Origin of the sequence: Acetobacter zythi (assembly GCF_963921165.1) — a bacterium.
GTDB lineage: Bacteria > Pseudomonadota > Alphaproteobacteria > Acetobacterales > Acetobacteraceae > Acetobacter.
In genome coordinates, this window is sequence record NZ_CAWUEO010000012.1 from 358,091 (window position 1) to 382,025 (window position 23,935).

General features: G+C 54.7%; 24 protein-coding genes, 3 tRNA genes and 1 riboswitch. Of the genes, 17 read left to right on the forward strand and 10 right to left on the reverse strand.

The features are described 5' to 3' along the window. Positions 1–17: 17 nt before the first annotated feature. Positions 18–848: an inositol monophosphatase family protein gene (locus AABE20_RS07265; RefSeq protein WP_338332615.1), complete on the reverse strand. Its 831-nt coding sequence runs from the start codon at positions 846–848 to the stop codon at positions 18–20. Positions 849–896: 48 nt separating this feature from the next. Further along, on the reverse strand, positions 897–1,463 hold the full coding sequence (efp, locus tag AABE20_RS07270; protein WP_338332467.1) for an elongation factor P: 567 nt from the start codon (positions 1,461–1,463) through the stop codon (positions 897–899). A gap of 152 nt (positions 1,464–1,615) precedes the next feature. Between efp and AABE20_RS07275 the strand changes: the two genes are divergently transcribed. Further along, positions 1,616–1,705: transfer RNA gene (locus AABE20_RS07275), tRNA-Ser, on the forward strand. Between the two features lie 88 nt (positions 1,706–1,793). On the opposite strand, the gene AABE20_RS07280 is transcribed toward AABE20_RS07275, so the two are convergent. Together AABE20_RS07280 and AABE20_RS07285 are read right to left on the reverse strand one after the other, a co-directional pair. After that, positions 1,794–2,432 carry a LysE family translocator gene (locus tag AABE20_RS07280; protein ID WP_338332468.1) on the reverse strand — a complete coding sequence of 213 codons (639 nt, stop codon included), beginning with the start codon at positions 2,430–2,432 and terminating at the stop codon, positions 1,794–1,796. A gap of 330 nt (positions 2,433–2,762) precedes the next feature. Then, entirely contained in the window at positions 2,763–4,187 is a 1,425-nt protein-coding gene (locus AABE20_RS07285) for a coniferyl aldehyde dehydrogenase (RefSeq protein WP_338332469.1), read from the reverse strand. Between the two features lie 100 nt (positions 4,188–4,287). Here AABE20_RS07285 and AABE20_RS07290 point away from each other — a divergent pair, with 100 nt between their 5' ends. Both AABE20_RS07290 and AABE20_RS07295 read left to right on the forward strand, forming a co-directional pair. Beyond that, positions 4,288–4,896, forward strand: coding sequence for a TetR/AcrR family transcriptional regulator (locus AABE20_RS07290; RefSeq protein WP_338332470.1), 609 nt, complete (start codon positions 4,288–4,290; stop codon positions 4,894–4,896). Between the two features lie 300 nt (positions 4,897–5,196). Further along, positions 5,197–6,051, forward strand: coding sequence for an FkbM family methyltransferase (locus AABE20_RS07295; RefSeq protein ID WP_338332471.1), 855 nt, complete (start codon positions 5,197–5,199; stop codon positions 6,049–6,051). 438 nt (positions 6,052–6,489) lie between these two features. Here AABE20_RS07295 and AABE20_RS07300 read toward each other — a convergent pair whose 3' ends face one another. The 3 genes from AABE20_RS07300 to AABE20_RS07310 form a co-directional block, all read right to left on the reverse strand. Next, the gene (locus AABE20_RS07300; protein ID WP_338332472.1) at positions 6,490–7,269 is read right to left on the reverse strand and encodes a hypothetical protein; all 780 of its coding nucleotides are present in this window, start codon (positions 7,267–7,269) and stop codon (positions 6,490–6,492) included. A 103-nt stretch (positions 7,270–7,372) separates the two neighbouring features. Further along, positions 7,373–8,743 carry a solute carrier family 23 protein gene (locus AABE20_RS07305; protein ID WP_338332473.1) on the reverse strand — a complete coding sequence of 457 codons (1,371 nt, stop codon included), beginning with the start codon at positions 8,741–8,743 and terminating at the stop codon, positions 7,373–7,375. Continuing rightward, positions 8,727–9,230, reverse strand: a complete 504-nt coding sequence (locus tag AABE20_RS07310; protein WP_338332474.1) for a nucleoside deaminase — start codon at positions 9,228–9,230, stop codon at positions 8,727–8,729. Before AABE20_RS07310 ends, AABE20_RS07305 begins: the two co-directional genes overlap by 17 nt. A gap of 127 nt (positions 9,231–9,357) precedes the next feature. On the opposite strand from AABE20_RS07310, the gene AABE20_RS07315 reads away from it, so the two are divergent. Continuing rightward, the gene (locus AABE20_RS07315) at positions 9,358–10,263 is read left to right on the forward strand and encodes a LysR family transcriptional regulator (RefSeq protein WP_338332475.1); all 906 of its coding nucleotides are present in this window, start codon (positions 9,358–9,360) and stop codon (positions 10,261–10,263) included. Positions 10,264–10,405: 142 nt separating this feature from the next. Continuing rightward, positions 10,406–10,789, forward strand: coding sequence for a hypothetical protein (locus tag AABE20_RS07320; RefSeq protein WP_338332476.1), 384 nt, complete (start codon positions 10,406–10,408; stop codon positions 10,787–10,789). A 137-nt stretch (positions 10,790–10,926) separates the two neighbouring features. Here AABE20_RS07320 and nfsB read toward each other — a convergent pair whose 3' ends face one another. Both nfsB and AABE20_RS07330 read right to left on the reverse strand, forming a co-directional pair. Continuing rightward, the gene (nfsB, locus tag AABE20_RS07325; RefSeq protein WP_338332477.1) at positions 10,927–11,577 is read right to left on the reverse strand and encodes an oxygen-insensitive NAD(P)H nitroreductase; all 651 of its coding nucleotides are present in this window, start codon (positions 11,575–11,577) and stop codon (positions 10,927–10,929) included. A gap of 200 nt (positions 11,578–11,777) precedes the next feature. Next, entirely contained in the window at positions 11,778–13,571 is a 1,794-nt protein-coding gene (locus AABE20_RS07330; RefSeq protein WP_338332478.1) for a diguanylate cyclase, read from the reverse strand. 273 nt (positions 13,572–13,844) lie between these two features. Between AABE20_RS07330 and AABE20_RS07335 the strand changes: the two genes are divergently transcribed. The 12 genes from AABE20_RS07335 (at position 13,845) to AABE20_RS07390 (ending at position 22,912) form a co-directional block, all read left to right on the forward strand. After that, positions 13,845–14,357 carry a sigma-70 family RNA polymerase sigma factor gene (locus AABE20_RS07335; RefSeq protein ID WP_338332479.1) on the forward strand — a complete coding sequence of 171 codons (513 nt, stop codon included), beginning with the start codon at positions 13,845–13,847 and terminating at the stop codon, positions 14,355–14,357. Positions 14,358–14,437: 80 nt separating this feature from the next. Next, positions 14,438–15,412, forward strand: coding sequence for a FecR family protein (locus AABE20_RS07340; RefSeq protein ID WP_338332480.1), 975 nt, complete (start codon positions 14,438–14,440; stop codon positions 15,410–15,412). A gap of 428 nt (positions 15,413–15,840) precedes the next feature. After that, complete coding sequence (locus tag AABE20_RS07345) at positions 15,841–18,012, forward strand: TonB-dependent siderophore receptor (protein ID WP_408740798.1); 2,172 nt, start codon at positions 15,841–15,843, stop codon at positions 18,010–18,012. A 110-nt stretch (positions 18,013–18,122) separates the two neighbouring features. Continuing rightward, the gene (locus tag AABE20_RS07350; protein ID WP_338332482.1) at positions 18,123–18,686 is read left to right on the forward strand and encodes an RcnB family protein; all 564 of its coding nucleotides are present in this window, start codon (positions 18,123–18,125) and stop codon (positions 18,684–18,686) included. Between the two features lie 152 nt (positions 18,687–18,838). Then, positions 18,839–18,942, forward strand: a riboswitch (yybP-ykoY riboswitch). A gap of 87 nt (positions 18,943–19,029) precedes the next feature. Next, entirely contained in the window at positions 19,030–19,617 is a 588-nt protein-coding gene (locus AABE20_RS07355) for a manganese efflux pump MntP (protein ID WP_338332483.1), read from the forward strand. A 154-nt stretch (positions 19,618–19,771) separates the two neighbouring features. After that, entirely contained in the window at positions 19,772–20,989 is a 1,218-nt protein-coding gene (gene zigA / locus AABE20_RS07360; RefSeq protein ID WP_338332484.1) for a zinc metallochaperone GTPase ZigA, read from the forward strand. Further along, on the forward strand, positions 20,962–21,321 hold the full coding sequence (locus AABE20_RS07365; protein ID WP_338332485.1) for a DUF6525 family protein: 360 nt from the start codon (positions 20,962–20,964) through the stop codon (positions 21,319–21,321). The genes zigA and AABE20_RS07365 overlap by 28 nt, the downstream gene beginning before the upstream one ends. A gap of 118 nt (positions 21,322–21,439) precedes the next feature. Continuing rightward, complete coding sequence (locus AABE20_RS07370) at positions 21,440–21,670, forward strand: hypothetical protein (RefSeq protein ID WP_338332486.1); 231 nt, start codon at positions 21,440–21,442, stop codon at positions 21,668–21,670. Positions 21,671–21,847: 177 nt separating this feature from the next. Beyond that, on the forward strand, positions 21,848–22,333 hold the full coding sequence (gene gpt, locus AABE20_RS07375) for a xanthine phosphoribosyltransferase (protein ID WP_165990739.1): 486 nt from the start codon (positions 21,848–21,850) through the stop codon (positions 22,331–22,333). 58 nt (positions 22,334–22,391) lie between these two features. Beyond that, a tRNA-Pro gene (locus tag AABE20_RS07380) sits at positions 22,392–22,468 on the forward strand. 22 nt (positions 22,469–22,490) lie between these two features. Further along, the gene (locus AABE20_RS07385) at positions 22,491–22,796 is read left to right on the forward strand and encodes an ETC complex I subunit (protein ID WP_338332487.1); all 306 of its coding nucleotides are present in this window, start codon (positions 22,491–22,493) and stop codon (positions 22,794–22,796) included. 39 nt (positions 22,797–22,835) lie between these two features. Beyond that, positions 22,836–22,912, forward strand: a tRNA-Arg gene (locus tag AABE20_RS07390). A gap of 220 nt (positions 22,913–23,132) precedes the next feature. On the opposite strand, the gene cysE is transcribed toward AABE20_RS07390, so the two are convergent. Next, positions 23,133–23,933, reverse strand: a complete 801-nt coding sequence (gene cysE / locus AABE20_RS07395) for a serine O-acetyltransferase (RefSeq protein WP_242012447.1) — start codon at positions 23,931–23,933, stop codon at positions 23,133–23,135. Positions 23,934–23,935 lie beyond the last annotated feature (2 nt).

Here is a 23,935-nt window from a genome sequence, read left to right on the forward strand (position 1 = left end):
TCCGTGGTATGGTGGCGTTATTCCGGATTTTTCAGGCTGTCGGCAACAATTTCCAGCAGTTTGCCGTGCATGTGGCCGTTGCCTGCAACAATCATGACATCATCCGGCAGAGCGTCCAGTTCACCACCATCGGGGTCTGTGACCTGCCCACCGGCTTCGCGCACGATCAGAATACCCGCAGCACAGTCCCACGGCTTTATGCCGAACTCCCAGTAGCCTTCGTAACGCCCAGCGGCAACCCATGCCAGATCGAGAGCCGCCGCACCAAAGCGACGAACCCCCGCCACGCGCGGCATAAGGCTACCCAGAACGCGCGCAAAAGGCAGGCGCTGGCGGGCAGGCACCTTGGCAAAGGGAATACCCGTGGCAAACAGGGATTCGTGCATGTCCCGGCGGGCGGAAACACGAATGCGCCGTTCGTTCAGGTAAGCGCCATTCCCCTTTTCGGCCCAGAACATCTCACCCGCTGCGGGGTTGTAGATCAGGGCTGCGGCCAGTTCCACCTTGCCATCGGGCAGGCGGCGCTGAAGGCCAATGGAAATGGCCCAGTGCGGAATGCCGTGCAGGAAGTTGGATGTGCCATCCAGCGGGTCAACAATCCAGCGCCATGTCCAGTTGTCGCTACCCGATTCCCCGGATTCTTCCATAAGGAAGGCGTAACCCGGACGGGCCCGTTCCAGTTCTTCGCGCAGGGTCTGTTCCGCACGCAGGTCCGCCTGGGAAACAAAGTCACCCGGTCCCTTGATGCTGACCTGAAGCTGCTCGACTTCGTTAAAATCGCGCAGGAGACGCTTGGCCGCCTTCTGGGCTGCGGTTTGCATCACCATCATGACGGGGGAGAGACGCATGGCCACTGTAATTAAGTCCTGCTCTGGAGAGAAAAAAACTGAAAAAAATCAGTCCTTGGCGCGTTCGACGTAAGACCCGTCTTCCGTGCGGACCACAATGCGTTCACCGGCTTCGATAAACGGTGGCACCATGGTTTTGACACCATTGGACAGCATGGCGGGCTTGTAGGAGGAGCTGGCGGTCTGGCCTTTTACAACCGGATCAGCCTCTACCACTTCCAGTGTTACATGCGGGGGCAGGTCAATGCCAACCGGGTCGCCTTCAACCAGATGCAGGTTGATGGTCATGTTGTCCTGAATGAAGGGAGCCTGATCGCCCAGCAGATCGGTCGGGACGGAAAGCTGTTCAAATGTTTCGGGGTCCATCAGAACCAGCAGTTCGCCATCTGCATAGGAAAACAGATATTCGCGGTCTTCGGTCATCAGACGTTCGACCGTATCGGCCGTGCGCCAGCGTTCGTTGGTTTTGTTGCCGGTCTTGAGGTCGCGCATTTCAACCTGAATGAACGCACCACCTTTACCGGGGGTGATGATCTGCTGTTTCAATACCGTCCAGCGACGGCCGTCATGCTCAATGACCTGACCGGCACGGATCAGGTTTGCCTGCTGTTTCATACTTGGTTCCTGAGAGGAATGGCTATTCTGTCTGGGGCTTGTACAGTTCCATGGCGGGAAGGGCAAGCGTTGCGGGGTGAACTCTCCTGCTTTGCACCGCTAGACAGAACCGTTGCATCCTGTTTATAAGGCGGACACCTAAAGCTAGGTAAGGAAGGGTGGCCGAGCGGTTTAAGGCACCGGTCTTGAAAACCGGCGTGCGTGAGAGCGTACCGTGGGTTCGAATCCCACCCCTTCCGCCATTTCTTGAAAATATCTTTCTTTTCAGTGGGTTATGCCTGCTGTGTGCCTTTTCGGAATTTTGGTCTCTGCGTTTCGTGAGGGCCAATTTTAACTGGGCGCGCGCTCCGTTATAAAACGAATGCCAAGCGCCATGAAGGCAAGCCCCGCGCAGCGATCGATCCAACGTCGGCATTTCAAAAACGCGGCTGAAACCCGCGCATGGCTCAGCACCATAGCAACCAGAGCGAACCACCCCACAGCAACAGCGAACATGGCGCATACGCAGGCAAGTCCCAGTTGAACCGGGGCGTGCTGCGGCATGGACGCGGCGAAAAGGCTTGAGACAAAGACCGGTGTCTTTGGGTTGGCGAGATTGGTCAGAAGTCCTGTACGAAAGCCGCCAGAAGTAGGATCAGTTGGCGCGGTTGTGGCATCCTTCGCGCTGGACTGCCAACTTCCAATAAACAGTTTGCAACCAACGATGAACAGATAGAGTCCACCCCCAACTTTAAGTAAAAGATAAAGCCATGGAGCGGCATAAAATAGCGTGCGGATCCCGAAAAACCCGCATATTCCCCAAATCGCAACGCCTGTTGCGATTCCCAGCGTCGCTTGCCATGCTGCCGATCGCCCCCGCAGAACAGCAAGACGCGTCACAAGAAGGAAGTCCAGTCCAGGTACAATCATCGCGATTAACCAGAACGCAGAAACAGCGATGACGACAGAAATATCCTGCATCAGACTCATGGGGTTGTTTGATCCTTGGAACAGTTTTTACTCGGCAGACTGACAACGAGTTGCATGCATTGACTGTGGTGTATGTAAATTTTGAACATTTTTCCACGCAACATCAAGTGCATGACATCCGCTTTCGAATAAAGCACTCTATGGCTTAGAATGTTTCAAACAAAGACGTAAGCTTGCCATGCCGGAGCTTCCAGTCTCGTTTGATCCCTGCCTATAGCGGAAAAAAAGTGCTGCTGCCAAACTTCTGGTGCGTGCGCTACACATCCGATGGTAAAATATCCGGGTTTTTATAAAGTGGGCAGGGTTGCCCCTCACCTGCCCATAACCGCATTATAGCCTAATTATAAAATTAGTTATTATATCAGTTATTTTTCCAAATGGTGGGTGTAGTATTTTCACCATGTTGAAGCGGCCCTGTTGGTACACACCACGGGCATGAGTGAGCCTGATAAACCCTTCTTTTCCATGGTAAGCCCCGATCCCACTCTCTCCAACACCACCAAACGGCAGGTCATCCTGTGCTACATGCAGCAAGGTGCCATTGATTGTGACGTTGCCTGACACTGTGTGGTTCAGAACCCTGTTGCGTTCAGCACTATTTTTTCCAAAATAATACAGCGCCAAAGGTCGCGGGCGCGCGTTGATAAAGGCAATGGCCTCATCAAGATTTTTGTAGGTCAGCACAGGCAGGACAGGGCCAAAAATTTCTTCCTGCATAATGGCCATCTCTGGTGTGGCATCCATAACAAGAACTGGCGCAAGCACATGGTTTGCGGCGGAATCCTGGCCCATACGCATAACACGTGCGCCCTGTTCTTCTGCATCACGCACCAACCCATTCAATCGTTCATAGTGGTGCTGGTTGAGGATGGCCGTATAATCGGGAGATCCGACATAACCTTCTGGATGCATTTTTTGGACAGCTTCCTGATAGGCCGTGGCAAAAGCCTGCTGTTCGCTTTCGTGGAGCAGCATATAGTCCGGGGCAATGCAGGTTTGTCCAGCATTGGTCAGTTTGCCAAAAGCCACATGCTCCGCCACTCGTTTGAGCGAAAAACCCGACTCAACCACCACGGGGGACTTGCCCCCCAATTCAAGCGTGACGGGGGTTAGGTTACGGGCCGCAGCCTCTGCTACTTTTTTCCCGACCGCCGTGCTGCCCGTGAACAGGATATGGTCAAACGGCAGGGCCGAGAACGCTGCCCCGACCGAGGCATCCCCCATAACAACGCAGGCCTGCTCTGGCAGGAAGGTGGTTTGCACAATCTGGTTGATGACTGCCGATGTAGCGGGGGTGAGTTCCGATGGTTTGATCATGGCGCGGTTGCCCGCAGCAATAGCTGTGGCCAGTGGCACAAGGGCTAGAGAGAGCGGGTAATTCCACGGCGCGATAATGCCCACGACTCCCACAGGCTGACGGACCACCCATGCGCGACCAAATTGAAAATAAGCCGAAACATGGCGCCGTTCGGGCTTTATCCAGCGCCCCACATGCGCGATCATGTAATTGATCGCCCGCACTAGCGGGATCAGTTCCACAATCGCGCTTTCACGCTCCGAGCGCTGGCCAAAGTCGGTCCGTAGGGCACGGACAATGTCACTCCGCCTTCTCAGGATTTCTGCTTTCAGTCGGCGCAGGTCGGCCCGGCGCTGCGTGGCATCCGCTGGACCAGCATGCACAAACGCGGCGCGCTGGCGCTCAAGCATATGGCGCAGATCATTGGGGGTATTGTTCGGTGAAACTGTGTTGGACATTGCGGCCTCCATGTTTACAGGAGAAACTTATGAAGGCAGGGTATGAAGAATGCCGCTCTGGTGTCAACTAAAGTTTCTTGTGTAAACATAGGTCTTGCGAATGAGTGAAACAAAAGACCGCTCCTACCATCATGGCGACTTGCGGCGTGCGCTGATTGATACGGCTCTCGATATGCTGGCCACGGACCAGAACTGGACCTTTACACTCAGGGAGGTAGCCCGGCGCACAGGTGTAAGCCATGCAGCGCCGTATAAGCATTTTCGTGATAGGGAAGAACTACTCCGCGAACTCGCCCGGATTGGTTTTGAGCGGTTGGCGGAAACCATGACCCGCGCCATGTTTTCAGATGGATTGTCCGTGCGGGAAAAATTTATGGCTGGTGCTCAGGCCTGTATCGATTTTGCTTTGTGCAACCCCGGCCTTTACCGCTTGATGTTTAGTGCTGATGCAGACAAAACAGTCGACCAGCCTTTGCATGATGCAGCCATGCGGACATTCCATATTCTTTTGCAGCTTCTGGAAGAAGGCCAGCGCGATGGCAGTTTTCGACCCATTCCCATCAGTGGTCAGGCGGCGGCCTGTTGGGCGCAGGTGCATGGTCTGGCTATGCTGGTGATTGGTGGGCAGCTTCTTGAAGAAAAAGTTGGGAAGGAGCCTGTCAGCGCAGCGCTGAATGTGCTGCTGAATGGTGTTTGCTGCGATACGTGAGCGAGTGGGGCTGTACAATACCCGATTTTGAAGCCGGCAGGGTTTGCCATGCACGCCGTTTACCGCTTGTTGTCCCGTGCTTGGGGGAGATGGGAACTCTAAAAATATTTTAATCAGAGACCTTATGTTGGGTTCCCATTTCATATAAAATATGAAGAACGGTTCCAAAAGCCCCGTGGGTGGTAACGTCTCAATACGGCCTGCGTTTCGGTGCTCAAAAACCAACGATGAAGCATGGTTTACGCCATGTTTCACTTAATTATCTGAGCTTGTAAAGCTGGATTTGAGCAACGAGGAAAGATGCTTCAGGTGTTTAACAGTGTAAAAAACAGACTTAATCTGGATGTTATACATAAATCCATCAAGGTTTATCTTCTTAATGTAAGAGGCGTAAACTTTGAGCCTGAAGTTGCATTTCTTAAATACATTATCGGTAAAAAAGACGTTTGTTTCCATATTGGCGCGAGCGATGGCAGGCATACGCTTATTATGTCCCGCTTGGCGTCTCAGGGAGCTATTTATGCCTTTGAACCGTCACTGGGAACTTTTTACCTTCTTAAGAACATGATTTTTTTACATGGGATGAAAAATGTAAAAGCCTATAATATGGCTTTGTCTGACCAGAAAGAGCTTTTGAAGCTTTTGACACCCATAAAAATGAATAAACGCGTTGGTCGCTCCTTTGCATGTATCTCAAATAATCATGGGCAGTATACACGCGAAGACGTAAAGTTTATTGATGTTAATGAACAGGTCACGCAGGCCAACACTATTGATAACTTTTGTGCAGAACACGGAATTGCGTCGATCGATTTTATTCGGTGTGATGTGGAAGGCGCGGAAGAAAAGGTTCTAAAAGGCGGGAAAGCCATAATAGAAAAAAGCCTTCCCAATATCCTTATAGAAATTCACCCGGTTTCATTGAAAACAGCATTTGAAACAACTGCTGAAAATGTAAGAGATTATCTTCTCTCGCTTGGTTACAGGATGTTCCGCCTGAAGGATGGTCAGGTCGTTATGTCGAATGACATAAAAAATAGCCCGTGGGATGATTATTTCTTTCTCCACCCATCACGACAGAAGGCTTTGTCTGGCCCGTTCAGAACGTTTTTTCAGGACATTCAGGATAAGTCCGGCACGTGTTCTGAGGTCTGAGGGTAGACCAACCGCATTGGGTGGACCGGTTACCCAGTCCGCCGCTGCTCCGTGGCCAGACATCCACGCCGCATGCATTTGCGGTGCTGGAATTCTCCGCTGCCGTCCCAAGACTGCTGGCGCTGCCATGCTCCCCATTTATGTCCGAGCAGGCGGCAGATCATACTTGTTGCAAACCATCTCATGGAATGTCCCATAACTGCTTTTGGTGGGGTAAGTCCAGAGATGGCGTTTTCTGGTTCTATCGGCTTTGTCTGTTCTCCCAAAAATGAGCTTTTCCCTCTATTGTGCAGGCAGGATGGTCAGCCATCCATGCGTTCTAAAAGGCGTGGTGTTGAGAACACTATAGACGCCTGTGGGCCACGTTTTGCATGTGGGGGAATGGACGGTTGTTGCGGTAAGTCCTGAGTATGGATCAGCCTGTATACTAAAATTGCTTTATATTTTTGTTGCTAACTGGTCCACGTTCTCAAGTGCGTTCTGGGCCGCCTGAATATCGGTATCAGGCGTGGCTCCCTGTTGTTTCAACCGGTGTTTGCTGTCTTCCAGTAGGGCTTTCATCTGGCTGGATAACTCCTGCACCGCTTGGGCAAACTCCTGATTATTCTTGTCCTGCGTGTTGGATAGGGCTGTGGGCGTAGTGCTTTGTCCGCTACCCGATGGGGTGTTATTGCCTGCATCGTCCATATCGCTTTGTTGTGCTAGGGGCGCTGCTTGTGTCTGGGTGGCGGTCTGGGGTTCGGGGGAGGATTGTGTGGCAGTTTGTGGCGCTGCCAGCACCGCATTGCCTACGGCGGCGTCGCTCCCACCGCTTTGCGTATATTGCGCCACGGCGGCGGCAAGTTGGCGGGCAAGTTGAGCCAGTTCCTGAGCCAGCGCCTTGGGGGACATCAAGGCTTTTAGCTGCATCAACTGGCGCATCTGGGCTTTAAGAATGTTCACCCGTTCTGCCGCTTGTTCTTTGGCGGTTGTATGGTTTGATTTTGCAAGCTGATCCAGCCGGGCCAGCGCCTCCTGCGCGGAGGCCAGATATGCACTGGCCGCAGAGGATGTGTTGGCAAGAAAATCAAGCCCCGCCTGAGAGAGCGTGATCTGCACGGGGGAGGTCGCGCCCGACAGGTCCGTGCTGGTGGTGGGCTGGGTCTGTGCCGTAGTGAGGGATAGGTCCGATGGATCGCGCGACAGACTTGCTGGCTGGGTGGTGTTGATCGTTGTCATCGGGTGGTCCTGCACTACAAAAATATAGGTGCAGGATGGCGTGAAGGGATTATTAAAAAGTTAATTGTGCAGGCAGATATGGCAGGGTTTTGCACCTCCGGTATTATCTGTTTTTTGCGCTGAAGGACAGAATGATGTTGAGCGCTATAGCGCTCAGGCAGCCCGTAACCACGGGGGATTGCAGCACGGATTGCGTCCATTGTGGCATAAAGCAGAAAAAATCGGGTTTTAGTACAATGGCCATAGCCAGAACAATACTGACCGAAGCCACAATAAACGGCCTGTTCCCCGGTTCCAGCCCAAGGGATGCCAGCATTTGTATGCCGACCATCATCAGGGTACCAAAAATCATCAGCCCAGCTCCTCCTGCAACAGCGGGTGGCAGCGCTGCAACCGCTGCGGCCAGAAAGGGGGAAAAGCCCAGAACGCACAATATGCCGCCAGCAAGGGCCACAATCCACCGGCTGCGCACGCCCGTAATGCTTAATAGAGCCACGTTTTCGGAAAAAGCAGTATAGGGGAAGGACCCCATAATGCCGCCCAGCAGTGTGGCCACACCATCCGCGCGCAAAAGTTTGCTCACCCGTTCTGGTGTGGCGGGGCGGTTGGTCATTTCCCCTACAACAACTGCATCGCCCACGGATTCAACCCATGTAATGGCAACAATTACGATCATGCTCAGTGATGGCATAAGGTGGAAGATCGGCCACCCCAGAGGGAACGGCGCAACGGGTGCGAGCAACGGCGGCATACCCCTGAGGTGGGGCGATACCTGACCTGCAAAAAAGGCCACAACCAGACCCAGAGCCACGCCAATAATAACTGCAAGGTTTTTGAAAACACCGCGCCCTGCAATGGATAAAGCAATGGCGCAGGCAAATACGCTCATGGCGACAAGCATGTTTGTGCCCGCCTGTATTCCTGTGCCCACGGCTATTTCATTAACCGCAACAGGCAAAAGGCTGAGGCCCATAATGGCGAGCGATGTGCCAACCACAATGGGTGGAAAAAGTTTCATGACATATCGGCCCAGAGGGGCTGCCAGTATTGCGGCAAGCCCCGCAACAATAACCGCACCATAGACCGTGCGTAGCCCTTCGTTCTGCTGGCTTTGGGCGAAGGTGGGGGAGGAGGCAATGCCAATCACACACGATACCGTTGCAAACGAAACCCCCTGCATAAGCGGCAGGCGCGCACCCAGCCAGCGTGTGCCAACTGTTTGCAGCAATGTTGCCATGCCACTTGTAAGCAGGTCCGCCTGAATAAGGGTGGCCGTCTGTGCCGCAGGTAACGCAAGCACACGCCCGATAACGAGCGGAACAGTAATGGCGCCCATATACATGACCATAACGTGCTGCACCGCCAGAGGCAGCATGCGTGTTATGGGCAGAACCGCATCGACCCCGTGCGGGTCAGATGTTTTGCAAAGTTGTGGCGTTGGGGCGCGCATCATGCTCTTACCAGAACCCTTCATGCACATGGGCGATCTGGGCTTCCATGTCCGGCACGGGGCCAACAACAATAACCTTGCGCTGCCCTGCATCAAAAACCTGAGTGCAGGGCATGTTCATAGTCAGATTTTCCGGGTTATCGCCGGTCAGGGTTGCAAGGCGTTTTTCGGTCATGCCGTAAACAAGGCGACCAATGCCTGCCCAGTAGAGGCTGCCCGCACACATGCAGCATGGCTCCACGGAGGTGACCAGTGTGCAGGTTGATAAAAACTCAGCCGTAAACATGGCAGACGCCTTGCGTGCCACGTTGAGTTCGGCATGGCCCGTACCACGGTCCGTAGCAGCGGTATTGCCGGATTCCAGAAGGATTTTTCCATCAGCCGATGCCAGCAGGGCGCCAAACGGGTGATTGCCGTTTTTTTTGCTGTCTTCGGAAATCTGGATCGTTCTTTCCAGTAACTCCCGGTCGGTCGCCGTAAGGGTGGGGGACAGTAGGAGATCTGTGGACACGCTCGTGCTCCCATAAAAAATACGCGGCAAGGAAGCTCTGGATATTAAGGATTGCGTTCTTGTTCTTATAGCGCAATGAATTGTCAACGGTGTTCTGATTTTTTATACACGCGGGAGATTTTGAAGAATGTCGGCCTTTTCGCGCGAACTCCTTTCTTTTGTGGAAATCAGCCGCCATAACTCGGTCCGGCGCGCAGCCGAGGTGCTGAATGTTGCGCCATCCGCCCTGATCCGACAGATGCAAATGCTCGAACGCGCCTTTGGGGCGCCGTTAATGACCCGTACCCCCCAAGGTAGTAGCCTGACCGAAGCCGGTAAAAAATTACTGGAACAGGCCACGCAGTGGATTGATGCGGAACGGCAGTTGCGGGCCATTATCTCGCAGCCCAATACAACGCGCCTGCGCTTGGGTATTATGGAATGTCTTTTACCGTTTGTTATGGCGCAACCGGAATTACAAACGCACACAACGGCCCTTAAAGTTATTGTGTCCGATACCAGCAGTCTTATCCATCAACTCCGTATGGGGGAGCTGGATGTGGTTATTGCCTTTAATGTTATGGACGAGCAGGATATTCTTATTCGCAAAAAGCGTGATTATGACATTGGTTTAATCACCTCGGCTGAGTTTGCCCCATCTGGGCCAAATGGGTCTGCTTTGCTGTCTGCCGGTGCGGATCTGCCTTTGTGCCTGCCAGATAGTTCCCTGTCCCTTTGGCCAAGGCTGGAAGGGGAGTTTACGCGCATGCGCGTGCAACCTCGGGTTATAATGGACACGAATTCAGTCAAACTTATACGGGATTACATAAAGCGTGGTGAATGCATGGGTTTTTTGACATGGCTGGATGTTGTTCATGACCTCTCCGGAGGGAATTTATCTTTCCATGCCCTTGATAATCTGAGGTTGAGGGAAACATTATGCCTGTGTACGCGCCCCGATACGGGGGCGCTTATGCCCGCCATGGCAGTTCTCTCGCGCATGTTTGATGCGTTACCGCAAACGGGAACACTCCTGCCCACGTCAGTGCTCTGAACCTGTGGTATCTGTTACCGCAGGCCTGTGCTGGCAAGGGGCAGACCCGGTGCTGCTCTGCCAAGGCCGACCAGTGAGGTCCGGGAGTGCCGAATAGGGTATGATCTGCCACAATGGGCAGGAAATTGAGGGGGCGTGAGCCATGCGTAAACAGCTTATAGGTCTTGTTCTGGGCAGCGTGCTTGCGGTGTGTGCGGCCCCCGTGCTGGCGCAGGATAATGAGGAGGACGGGGACTATAAAGCGCTGATGCAGAAGACAACAAACAACGCGAACGGGATATGCATAGACTACCTCAATTCCGAGCATGAGGAGTATTCGGGGGACAAAATGATAGAGTCCCGCCCGCCGGACGAAGTGACAAAGGGTCTGTCCAAAGCCATACGGGACGAATGCCAAAAACACCCCAAGGAGCGGGTGGGTAAGGCTGTGACCAATGTTAAAACCGCCTATGCGCGTGAACTGGCCCAGATTGTTAAAAAAATGAAAATCAATGATGACCCGATCAACACCAATGGTGGGTCGTAACCCGGCAGACTGCGTATTCTCTGCCGCCGATTGTGTTGGGGGTCTGTGGGGCATGTTCTGTTCAAAACACAGGCACACCCCGTACATGCCCCGTGGGGGCTTTCCCTCCTTTTTGCCCCAAGGAGGGAAAGGGTGGGTCAGATATGCGAGAAAGTGGCGTGTTCGGGCAGGCGGGATTTGGGGAGCCGGGCATTAAAGTCGGCATCCGAGTGGTAGCCAAGAGCGACAAGAACAGCGGGTGACAGGTCTTTGTCCGCCAGTTCCAGTTCCTTGCTCAAAATAGCTGCGTCAAAGCCTTCCATCGGGGTGGCGTCCACGCCAAGGAGGGCTGCGGACAAAAGCAGAAAACCCTGTGCAATATAGGTCTGTTTTTGTGTCCATGTGGGTACGTCGCCTGCCTGTTCATGCAGCCCGACAAAGCCTGCGCGCCCTTTGTGCGCCTGTGTGCGGGCATCCGCATTGGCGTAGCGCCCGTCGGCCTGTTCCTGATCAGCAAGAGTTTGCAGGTATTCGGGTGGGAGCGTGTTGCGCGCGCACAGAACAATAACGTGTGATGCATCCATGACCCGAGGCGCATTAAAGGCAAAAGGACCACTGGTGGCTTTGGCAATCCGGGCTTTGCCTGCATCATTATCAGCAACAAAAAAGTGCCATGGCTGGGAGTTGACCGAGGAAGGGCTGTAACGCAGGGCTTCGAGCAGTTGCGCCACAACGGGTGCGGGTATCTTGCGCTCCCTGTCGTATGCCTTGGTTGTATGGCGGTGCGTGAGAGTGTGCAGAAGGTCCATGGTGCTGTCCTACGTTGCCCGGTGTTGTCCTTGCGCAAGCCCCTGCGCGCGGCAATGGTGTTGCGCGGCGTAGGGCTTTGAATGCGCCAGACGGTCTGTTGCTTCCGCCTAGAGTGGGTCGGATAGGATGGGAGATCAAGAGGGAAGGGGCTGGCCGAGTGGTGCAGCCCGCTCAGGGGCTGCACGGCAGGTGGCGGGTTTTAGCCGACCACAATCCGGTCCCGCCCATTTTTTTTGGCCTGATACAGGGCCGTATCGGCCTTGCGGATAATGGCCGATGTTTCTGTGCTCAGGGATTTGTCCCACATGGCGACCCCAAAGGACATGGTCGTTTTGCCAAGTGCGCGCCCGTTATAGTGCAACTCCAGCCGGGACAGGCTGCTCCGCAGGTCCTCCACCCGCTGGATGAGTGTGTGCAGTGGGTGGGATTTGGTAATAATCAGGAATTCCTCGCCCCCAAAGCGGCAGACAATGTCATTACTCCTGAAGGAATTCTGAATCTCGTTGGCAATGGTGCGCAGGACCATATCCCCCGCATCATGCCCGAATTCATCGTTAATGTGTTTGAAGTGGTCGATATCGGCCATGATCAGGCCCAGTTCGGTGTTGTTCCGGCTGGCCGTGGCAATTTCGGCATTGAGTGTTTCTTCCATGTAGCGGCGGTTGTACAGGCCCGTCAGCGGGTCATGGACTGTCTGTTCCAGCAGGTCTTTTTGCAGGTTCTGGTTGACCAGAGCAGAGGCTATGTTTTCCACCAGCGCCACAAGGCGGAAGCGGTTTTCTTCCTCCACATGGCTTTGCAGGTACAAAAGCCCCACGACCTCGCCACTCGCAAACAGGGGTTCGCAATGGTAAATGCTGACATCGCTGTCCACATGCTGGCACACCACATCCCCTCCGGGGGAGGAGACGGAGTGGCTCTGCCCCAGCCGCAGCGCCCAGCACGATGAGGGGTGCAGACCATCACAGCCAACAGATGCCGCACCCCACTGCGCTATGCGCTCAAGCTGGTTGGTGGTGTGGTTGTGGGTGTATAACGCGCCGGGTATGCCGGGCAGCACGCGCGGCACAAAAGCGCAGATAATGGCCGAAAGTTCATCACTGGTGCGGGCGGCCTGTAGCCGGTGGGCCATTTCGCCCAGCAGTTCCATGGCTTCGTTGTTGCGTTTGAGTTCTGTATTGGCCTTGAGCAGTTTGTGGTCGCTTGCTTCCTGCGCCTGCATGGCGGCGTCCAGCCGTTCGGCCATGGTGTTGTAACCTTGGGCCAGCATATCAAATTCCGTGCAGCCCATTTTGTCATCAACGCGCACGGTGCGGTTGCCATTCCCAAAATCGGACATGGCCCGCACGATCTGGCTGACTGAGCGGCGCATGCCGTTGAGCACAATATACAGCAGACCGTTCACCAGCAGAACAATAATCAGGCAGCCACCAATAACCAGTTTTCTGTTCCAGCTGACATGCGCCTTGGCCGTGGCTTCACGCGCGATCAGCAGTTCCTGCTCTGTCTGCCGGATCTCGTCCGCTTTTTGGGCAATAATGGCCATGTCCACACGGCCTTGACCAATAACAACTCTGGACCGGGCCTCATCAAACCGGCCCTGACGGGCGAGGGCAATCTGTTTGGTCAGGGTGTCTATGCGTTCGTTGGTGGCAATTTGCAGGCTTTGTGCCCGCTCGTGCTGTATGGGGTTATCCTGAACCAGTTGTTCCAGCATGTTGACCTTGGCTAAGGCCGAGGCAACACGGTCGTCAAAATCCTTGGCGAAGGAGGCGTCCGTGGTCAGGAGGAAGCCGCGTTCCTCCGCCTGTGCTTCGCGCAGGTCGGACAGGGTTTCGGAAACAACTTCGGTTATTTTCTGCCTGTGGGTATTCCATTCAAAGCTGGCGATCATGCTGTTGGAGGCCGAGAGCAGCAGCCCAGAAAGGCAGACCAGATTAACGCTGACAATGGAGCCAACAAAGACGATCCGGGACGTAAGGGAGTGAAGCAAAAGAATCTCTTTTAATTCTAAAATTTTGCATAAAATACAGAATATATTTTGGCTTTTCAATTCCGTTTTGGCAAATTTGCAGGAATGTCATGTGAATAGACGGTATGATTTAAGTAGTTATTAAAGAACAGATAAATCATATGCGTATAGATGCGCGCGCTGGGAGCGGGGGTGGCAAAGCCACAGGCGCGTGGGATGAATGAGATGTAATTGATATTGAGTCGCATATGCGGTATTGGGCGGCATCCTCAGTCTCCCAGAGTTCCTAGGCTTATGCGGTCCAACGCACTTACCCTGTCTCAACTTCTGATTTCCCAACGCTCGGTGTTTGTCCGTATGGTCAAGCAGATCGTGGGAAGCCGCCCCGAGGCGGAGGATGTGGTGCAGGGGTTATGGATCAAACTCCAGGGGGTGGAAGACGACCGCTCCATAGAAAACCCACAGCCCTATCTTGTCCGCTTAGCACTCAATTCGGCCAAAACCCACAGAATGCGCGCAAAACGGCATGATCAGGCCAAGCAGGACGCACAGGACCTGCTGCATGGTGGCATGGAGAGTTTTTCTCCCGAGCGGGTCTCAATAGGACGCGAACATATTCAGCATATGGATCATGTGATCAGTTCATTGCCTGAACGCACACGGTATATTCTTTATTTGAACCGCATTCAGGGTGTACCCCAGCAGCGTATTGCCGTGGAGCTGGGTATTTCCACAACATCGGTGGAACGGCATATGCGCCGTGCTCTGGATATTATCGCCATGAACCGGGACGCAGGCCCTTCCTGAGCATAAAAATCAGGATAAAGCAGTTTTTTACAGAAGTATGCTGTAAGTGTGCATATTTATATTAAGAATAGGTCTTTTGCGTGTCCGCTTTAAGTTCTCAGTCTCCAGCACGACTCAAAGCCCGTGAATGGGTTATTGTGCTGGCGTCTGGCCATGCCACACCACAAAGCATTGCCGCTGCAAAAGCATGGCTGGCGGAGGCGGAGGAACACAGGCAGGCGTTTGAGGCCGAGCGTCTGCTCTGGCGGGACCTGCAGATGTTTGAAAAGGTTCTGGCACACGCACAGCCGCAACACAGGCCCGCCAGACCGCGGCAGGTATGGAAACAGAAAAAATGCTGGGCGGCCATGCTGCCTGTTATGGCGGTTGTGGGGGCGGTATTGTTTTTTCTGCCCGATATTCTCCTGCATTTGCGAGCGGACTACCTGACCCATGCGGGGGAGGTTGCGACCTATACCCTACCCGATGGTTCCACTCTGGCGCTGGATGCACAGTCCGCCGTTGCCCTGCATTTTACCAAAAACGAACGCAGGGTGGACCTGCTGGCGGGGCGGCTCTGGGTGGAAGTACACCATGGGGATGCAAGGCCATTCCGCGTTATGGCGGCGGATGGCGTAACGCAGGACGTGGGAACCGCCTTTTTTGTTGGGCAGGACAGAAACCGGGTGGATATTGCGGTCACGCAAGGCCATGCGTTTGTTCGCAAGTTGAACAGTGCGGGGCAGACAGACCTGCAAGTGGGGCAGGCAGCCCATTATATGTACGGCGGGCAGGTTGTGCGTGACCCATCCGTAGACCCGGAGGACGTGGCCGCCTGGCGGTATGGCGAACTTGTTATTCGCAACCAGACCGTGGCCGAGGCCATACGGCTTGTTGCGCGTTATCGCCACGGGCCAACATGGGTCTGGGCCAATACGACCGGCATGGACAGGGTGGATGCCGTGCTGCGGAGCGACCACCCGGATGATGCAATTTTATCCCTTATCAATGGACGCGGCTTAAAGCTGACCCACCTGCCGGGCAATGGTCTGGTCATAACATCCGGCGTTCCCTGATTTTTTTTTGTGCGTGGGGGGTGGGTAAAAGACGGTGCGGTGAGTCTTAAGTCTGTATGCAGGGAGTTGCGAATGCATCTCACTGTCGGTTCTGGCTATTCCTGCCATAGCCCGATGGTTGTTTATCAGGTGTAAAGATGCATCACATTTTGTTTGGTCGCCGTTTGAAAAACCTGTCCGCTGGCTGGTACGCTCTGGGGGGGCTTTTGTGCTGTTCAACGGCAAGTCTGCCCGCAGTCGCGCAAACAGCGCCCCTGTCCGGAGTGGGGGTGCATACATTCCATATTGAATCTCAGCCTTTGGCTGCGGCTTTGCGCCAGTTTTCGCGCCAGTCGGGGGTGCAGGTTTCCGTTCCCACATCCCTTGCGCGTAATCTGGTCTCCCCCGGTGTGTCAGGCACGTTGAGTGCGCATGACGCGTTGGGCAGAATGCTGGTTGGTACGGGGTTGAGCTTCAAAAGCACGGCTGCAACATCCGTAGCCCTTGTGCAGGACAGTGCCGGGGCTGCCGTTAAGGCCGAGAACGAAAAGGTGGATGTGGTCGGCCGTGCGCGCACAGCCATTACCATGGCGTCCTCTGGCACCAAAACAAATACGCCGCTGGTGAACACGGCGCAGTCCATAACCGTGATCAGCCGACACGAAATGGATAACCGTGGTGTGTTAAGCCTTAATCAGGCCATTCGCTATATTGCCGGTGTGCTGCCCGACCAACGCGGCGCAACGGCCACACGGTACGACCAGTTTACCCTGCGTGGCTTTACGGTTCCCACTTTTCTGGATGGTCTTAAGGAGCAGAGCAGCCCCACGGGTTATGCAAACGCCCAGACCGATACGTCCCGCCTTGACCGTATAGAGGTGCTCAAAGGGCCATCTTCGGCGTTGTACGGGCAGTCCAGCCCCGGTGGGCTTGTGGCCCTGTCGAGCAAACTGCCCACGGCGGACAAGTTTTATGGCGGCCTGAATGCAACAGGTGGCAGTTTTGACCTGTACCGTGTGGATGGGGATGTTGGCGGCTTTGCCACCAAGGATGGCTTTGTGCGCTACCGCCTGTATGGCACGGTCAACGGCTCGCACAGCCAGCTAAGCCAGACCGTTAATCGGCGCTACAGCATTAGCCCCGCCATAACATTTGGGGGGGACGGCCCTACCACCTTTACGCTGCTGGGCAATTATCAGTATGACCCCAAAAGTGGGGCCTATGGTTCGGTTCCTCTTCAGGGATCGCTCAAAAAAGCAGCTTTTGGTTACGTGCCGCAGAATTTTTATGATGGCGAACACTCTTATGAGGAGTTCAACCGTAACCACGGAGCCATAACCTACATTTTCAACCACGAGTTCAACAAGGACTGGAGCGTTGCATCCCGCGGGCGGTATGACGACATTCGTACAAAATACAAAAGTATTTATAGCGATGGCGTTTTTCTGGACAGCAATTATGTCCGCCATATGGAGCAGGAACAGCTCGGTAATTTTTCACGCGGGATCAATTTTGCAAACGAGCGCATGCAGAACCTTGCCTTCGATAGTCAGGTCAAGGGGCGGTTTAACACCTCCATTCTGCATCACCAGCTTATGGTGGGGTTTGATTACCAGCAAAGCCATGCCACCGAACTCTACGGCTGGGGGGCAGGGGTTCCCAACATCAATGTGCTGCACCCGGTTTATGGGCAGTCCTATACTGTTCCGACTGCGAGCAATAATTATGTGACCAACCAGCATCAGGTTGGCTTATACGCGCAGGATCAGATCAGAATTCAAAATCTGTATCTGACCGGTAGCCTGCGCAATGACTGGTACCGTAGCGAACAGAACGACTACATTCAGAAAACGCATAGTAAGGAAGACCCCGAACAGATTACGTTCCGCGCATCTGGCCTGTATCATTTTGACTTCGGGCTTTCTCCCTATATTTCGTATGCAACCTCTTTTGAGCCACAGGCCGGGGTTGTATCGAACGATGGCGGGGTGCACACGCATCAGGCTGACCCAAGCATGGGCAAACAGCTTGAAGGCGGGTTTAAGTATCAGGTTCCCGGTTTGCCAGTTTTGCTCTCTGCCGCCGGGTTCCATATTGAACAGACGGGTGTTCTGGTTTCGGTACCTAACGCCAATTACTCCACGCAGAGTGGCAAGGTCCACTCCGATGGCTTTGAATTTGAAGCGCATGTAGAGGCGTATAAAGGGCTGGATGTGACCGCGGCTGTGAGCACCCAGCGCGTTAAGGACGATTCAACAGGCCAGCCGCTGATTGGCGCGAACAAAGGGAACGCATCGTTGTTTGCGTTTTACACTATGCAGTCCGGTCGGATGAAAGGCTTCGGGTTTGGCGGCGGGGTGCGCCATGTTGCCTCCTCCTATGGTGGCACGGCGTCTTATGGTGCGGTTACGGTTCCAGCCTACACTTTGTTTGACGGGTCGATCAGTTACGATATGGCCAATCTGGGTTCGTCCTTTAAGGGCTGGAAGCTACAGGCCAGTGTGCGCAACCTCTTTAATAAACGCTATGTGGCAAGCTGCTACGGTTATGCCCCTTATGATGAATGGTGCTGGTATGGCGAGCGGCGCAACGCGCAGGCCAGCATAGGTTATTCCTGGTAAAATCCGGGCGGATGCTCTGGGCATTGAAAAAAACCACCAGTTTTCTGGTGGTTTTTTTGTGATCAAATGGCGCGGGCATAACGGCGGGGTATGGGTGGAACCCTACCGGCATGGTGGAGTTTAATGCCATACTCAGGCGCCATAATGGTGCTGCAAAGGTCAGCAAACTTCAGGCGTTAACGCTGCACGCGGTTCTGGCCCAAAAGGAAGACATTCAGGTGAACACAAAGCTCCTTCTTGCCGTGATGATGAATGGTTTTTTGCTGGTGGGGTCTGCGGCTCATGCGCAGGGCATGGGGCCGGGTGGCCCCGGCGGCGGTCCCGGTGGTGGGCAAGGCGGGCAGGGGCCGCGCGGTAGTGGGGGCATGCACAAAGCGCCTCCACCTGCGCAGGGTGGGCCGGGCCGCAATGGTGGTCGCAATGGCCCCGGCAGGCCGGGCTTTGATTCCGACCATTATGACATGAACCGCCATTGGCAGCGTGGCGAACGATATGACGGCCCCGCAAACAGCCGCTGGTATGTGGATGACTGGCGCAGCCACCGTGGGCTGTATGCTCCCCCGCAGGGTTACCGCTGGATGCAGTATGGCAACCAGTTCCTGCTGACCAGTATTACCAGCGGTATTATTGCTGGTGTGGTCAGTGGCGTTATCTCATCAGGTATGGCGCGCTGAACTCTGGCCTGTTCTGGGTGGCTGCCAAAGCCCCCAGAACGCGGAGGGGAGCCGTGTTATCCACAGATTCTGAGGATGCTTGCGTGGGTAAGCCTGTGGATGAAAAGCGGATAAACAAAGGGTTGCAATCTTGTTCCGTGCTTGGTAGGCATCGCTCCGTCCTTGGGGAGTAGTTACCCTCAGTTTTGAGGGGCCTTCATCAACATACTTGGCCTTTTGGCCATGGTGAAGGCAGCGTTTTTGCATAAAAAACGCCAGGCAAGACCAACGGCAGTGGATACCCCAGATGCGGCCGGGGGACTTCCATCTGCTGTTTGTGTTTCTTGCGGCCCTTGGAATTCTCATGACCGGTTTTTTCACGCTGGGTGTTCTAGGTCTCAGCCTGTCAGTAGACGCGTTTGCCGCGGCTGTTGGTAAAGGTGCGACCGAGCAACATGCCCGTCTGAATGATGCCGTGCGCATTGGCGCTGTGTTTGGTTTTTTTGAAGCCATAACCCCTGTTATCGGCTGGGTGCTGGGGTTGGCGCTCAGCACATGGATTGCAGCGGTTGACCACTGGATTGCCTTTGGTCTGCTGCTGGTCATTGGCGGCAACATGATCCGCCTTGCCCTGAAAAACGAGGACCAGACACCCCCCGAACAAGCAGCGGTGGAACCCCGTCAGGGCCGAGGTGTGCTTGGACTGGTCACAACGGCACTGGCCACCAGCATAGATGCAACGGCTGTCGGGGTTAGCCTTGGCGTTATGCGTGTGAACATTCTGGCCGCCTGCCTGATTATTGGTGGCATCACCACCGTTGTGGCCACGTTGGGAGTGATTGTTGGGCGACATGCCAGTGTGTGGATTGGCCGTTATGCCGAAATTCTGGGCGGTGTGGCGCTCATCGGCATTGGCTGCTCCATTCTTTACACACATCTGAACGCGCCATAATCGGGCGGTATTGGAGGGGGGCATGCTCCCCCCTTTTTGCAATGGACTGTCGTCCAGAACGGGGTTTTGGCGCTTTAGTTTTAAGCAATAATTGTTATGTTATACCATAACGTATATAGCGGGAGGAGTGTTGTCGCAACAATAAGGTCCTTCCATGCCCAGCAGATTGCCCGTTACCGTTCTGTCCGGTTTTCTTGGCGCCGGAAAAACAACGCTACTCAACCATATTCTCAATAATCGCACAGGCCGTAAGGTGGCGGTCATTGTGAACGACATGAGCGATGTGAATATAGACGCCGATCTTGTGCGCGATGGGAGTGACCTGTCCCGCACGGACGAAAAACTGGTGGAAATGAGCAATGGCTGCATCTGCTGCACCCTGCGTGATGACCTGTTGCAGGAGGTGCGCAGGCTGGCCCAGACCGGGCGGTTTGATTACCTGCTTGTAGAATCCACAGGTATTGCAGAACCACTCCCTATTGCGGCAACTTTTGAATTCAGGGATGAAGACGGTGCCAGCCTTGCGGACATAGCCCGGCTGGATACCATGGTTACCGTGGTGGACGCGGTCAATCTGCTCCACGATTACAGCTCAACTGATTTTCTCAAGGACCGGGGGGAAAGCGCGGGGGATGAGGATGACCGCGCACTGGTCTCCTTACTGGTGGAGCAGATTGAATTTGCAGATGTTGTGGTGCTGAACAAGGTTTCCAGCGCTACGGCGGAGCAGCGCACATCTGCCCGCCAGATTATTATGAGCCTGAACCCCGATGCGGATATTGTGGAAACAGACAACGCCGTGGTGCCTTTAGGCAAGGTGTTGAACACGCACCGCTTTGATTATGAAAAATCACATAAAAACCCCTTATGGTACAAAGAGCTTTATGGTTTTGCAGACCATGTTCCCGAAACGGAGGAATATGGTATCCGTAGTTTTGTTTTTCGGGCGCGGCGGCCTTTTGTTCCTGAAAAATTCAAGGCTTTTATAGACCATGCATGGCCCGGTGTAGTGCGAAGCAAAGGGTATTTCTGGCTGGCGACCCGGCCCATGTGGGTGGGGGAGCTTGGGCAGGCAGGCGCTCTGGTAAAAACAGAGGCCGCTGGGCACTGGTGGGTTGCCATTCCTCCAGAACATTGGCCAGAAGATACGCAATGGCAGGATACGCTGGTCTCCAGATGGGACCGTGTTTACGGTGACCGTAGGCAGGAAATGGTGTTCATTGGCACGGGGGATATGGACGAGGCGGCCATTCGCGCAGCCCTGAACGCATGCCTTGTGCCCGATACAAAGAAAACCCTTTTTGATGCAAGTGAGTTTGCCAACCTGCCAGACCCATTCCCCACATGGCAGATGGAGCCGGTGGCGCAATGACCGGGGGGCAGGTCCGTACCAACGAGCGCACACTCCGCCATGAAGTCTGGCGGAGGTATGACGGGAATGACTGGCAGGCGTTTGATGCTCTGCCCCCCAGCATAAGGCAGCGCGTAAGCCAGCATAGTTATGATGCATGGTCGGTGAATGTGCTCATGCTCTGGCGGCATTACAAACGGAGTTATGGCCCAACCGTGCGGGCGGAAAAAGCGCTCATTCGGTATCTGGACTATTGCGAGCGGCTGGAGCGCGATGTGTTCGCTACACGCTACGGGGAGCAGTATGGCATGCCGCTCCCCCACATGGCGGCGGGTGTTAGCGTGCAAAGGTAAAGGGGCTTGTGGCGTACGCAGGCGCAATATTGCCTTTGTCCCGTCCGGTGGATATGTTAGAACATAAGAAGAACATATTGCATGTGTGAGGCGTGTTATGGCGGTAGCGGAGCGGATCGTGTTTCAGCCATTTGTGCAGCAGGGGGGCGCGCTACGGGCTGGCACGCCTATTGTGTGCCCTAGTGTGGAGGATGCGCGCAGGCGGGTAGACAAAATTCGTGCTGGTATCCTGCATGTTGCCGGTGCCGTTGTTGTGCGCATGCAAGTGGATGAAGACATCGGCGATTATGGTGAGCCGGAATATCTGGAACGGATCGGTGAGACCCCCGGTGGAGATCATGAGGACTAACCCCCTATAAACCGCCCATGCCCGTTACCTGCATGCTGGTAAACCATCCCCTGTGACAAAGGGGTGATTGCGCGAGCGCAACACTCTGTAGGAACTGGCGCATCTTCCTGCTAAAGAGGGCGCATAAAGGCAAGGGGTAAGGCCCGGCCTGCTGCTTGATGATAAAGGATGGTGTTTATGGCTGTGCATTATGCCACGGTGACATGGGAGCAACTGCATCGGGATGCCCGGGCGCTGGCGGCGGCCCTTGTGCCCAAAATGCCTTTTAAGGGTATTGTCGCTGTTACTCGTGGCGGGCTGATCCCCGCAGCTATTGCGGCAAGGGAGTTGGGCTGTCGGTTGATCGAAACCATTTCCGTCGTAACCTACGATGAAGAGGAAATGGGGCAGCCCCAGATTATCAAAGCTCCCGAAGCAGCAGGTGATGGGGAAGGGTTCCTGATCATTGATGATCTGGTCGATTCTGGCGTTACCGCGCGTTTTGTGCGCGAATGTCTGCCCAAAGCCTATTTTGCCTGCCTGTATGCCAAGCCCGCCGGTAAGGCCTTGACGGACCTGTTTATTACGGAAGTCCCGCAGGATACGTGGGTTCTTTTTCCGTGGGATACGGCTCCGCTGTTCGTTCCGCCACTGGTCAGCAACAAAAAAGAGTGTGCGGAGTAATTTTTTTAGCGCGGTAGGGTTGCCAGTTTATAATTAGACGCCTAGTTTCCCGCTTGTTCGGGGCGTGGCGCAGCCTGGTAGCGCGCGTGTTTTGGGTACACGAGGCCCCCGGTTCGAGTCCGGGCGCCCCGACCATAAATAAAGCGGGAGGCACACCATGCCAGCGCGTATTTATCAGCAATCCAAGCCAGCCGGTCAGTCCGGTCTGGTCGGCACCCGCAAATGGGTGTTCGAGTACGGGCAGAGTGCCCCACGCAGGCAGGATGCTCTTATGGGGTGGACTGGCAGTGCGGATACCCAGTCCCAGCTCCGCCTTCTGTTCGACACATGCGAAGCGGCCGAGGCTTATGCACAACGTGAGCAAATTGCTTACGAAGTGGAGCAGCCCATTCAGCGGCATCGTCGTCCCAAGGTTTATGCCGATAATTTTGGCTATAAACGGCTCCAGAACTGGACGCATTGATTTTTAGCCTCTTTCCCTCTATGCGGAAGGGGCTATTTCGCGCCCTTAGCTCAGTTGGATAGAGCAACAGCCTTCTAAGCTGTGGGTCATTGGTTCGAATCCAATAGGGCGCGCCAGCATTTCATCAAATCTGTCTGTTATTGTCAGGGTGGGGTTATGCTCCGCCCTTTTTTGCGTGGCTTTGCGGCCAGAAAACGTGGCGCCCCTTTTTGCGTTCAGGTCAAAATGTTTTTCTGGGGTGGGCTATCTGCAAACCCGCAGATTGTAGGGCCATCAAACCCCGTGTGCTTGGGAGGCACGTATGGGGCTGTGGTGTGGCCCCATACGTGTTGTGTGTCAGATAATGTAATCAATGGGTGGGAGTGTCTGGTCCATGTTCAGGGCAGGCATCCCTTTGTGGCGCACACCAACCTTGCGGGCAGGGTTGCCAACCACGGTGGTAAAGGGGGGGACGGGTTCAAGCACAATGGAGCCTGCGCCAATTTTGGCCCCTTCGCCAATTTCAATATTCCCCAGAACTTTGGCTCCGGCGCCAATGAGCACACCTCGGCGTACCTTGGGGTGGCGGTCGCCGCAATGCTTGCCGGTGCCACCCAGAGTGACATTTTGCAAAATGGAAACATCGTCTTCAATAATGGATGTTTCGCCCACCACAATGCCGGTGCCGTGGTCAAACAGAATGCGGCGGCCAAGGCGGGCGGCGGGGTGAATATCCACCCCAAACAGTTCCGATGCCCGGCTTTGCATGTGCAGGGCCAGATGCCGCCGCTCGGACAGCCAGAGCCAGCGCGCCACCCGGTAGGTCTGCACGGCATGGTACCCCTTGAAGAACAGGAACGGGGTTACAAAATCCGGGCAGGCCGGGTCTCGCTCCCGTATGGCCAGCAGGTCGGCCGCTGCCGCGCAGACAATATCAGGCTCCGCGTCAAAGCTTTCCTTGACCAGTTCGGAAAGCGCGTCTGCGGCCACGGAGCGGTCACCCAGTTTGCGGCCGATCAGGGCCGCAAGGGCGGAGGCAAAGCTGGAATGGCTGCGCACACCAGTTGCCAGTAGCCCACGGACCAGCGGGTCATGGCAACTGCATGCTTCCTGCGTCATTTTCTGCCACAGCACAGTGAGCTGTGGCGCGCACATCATGC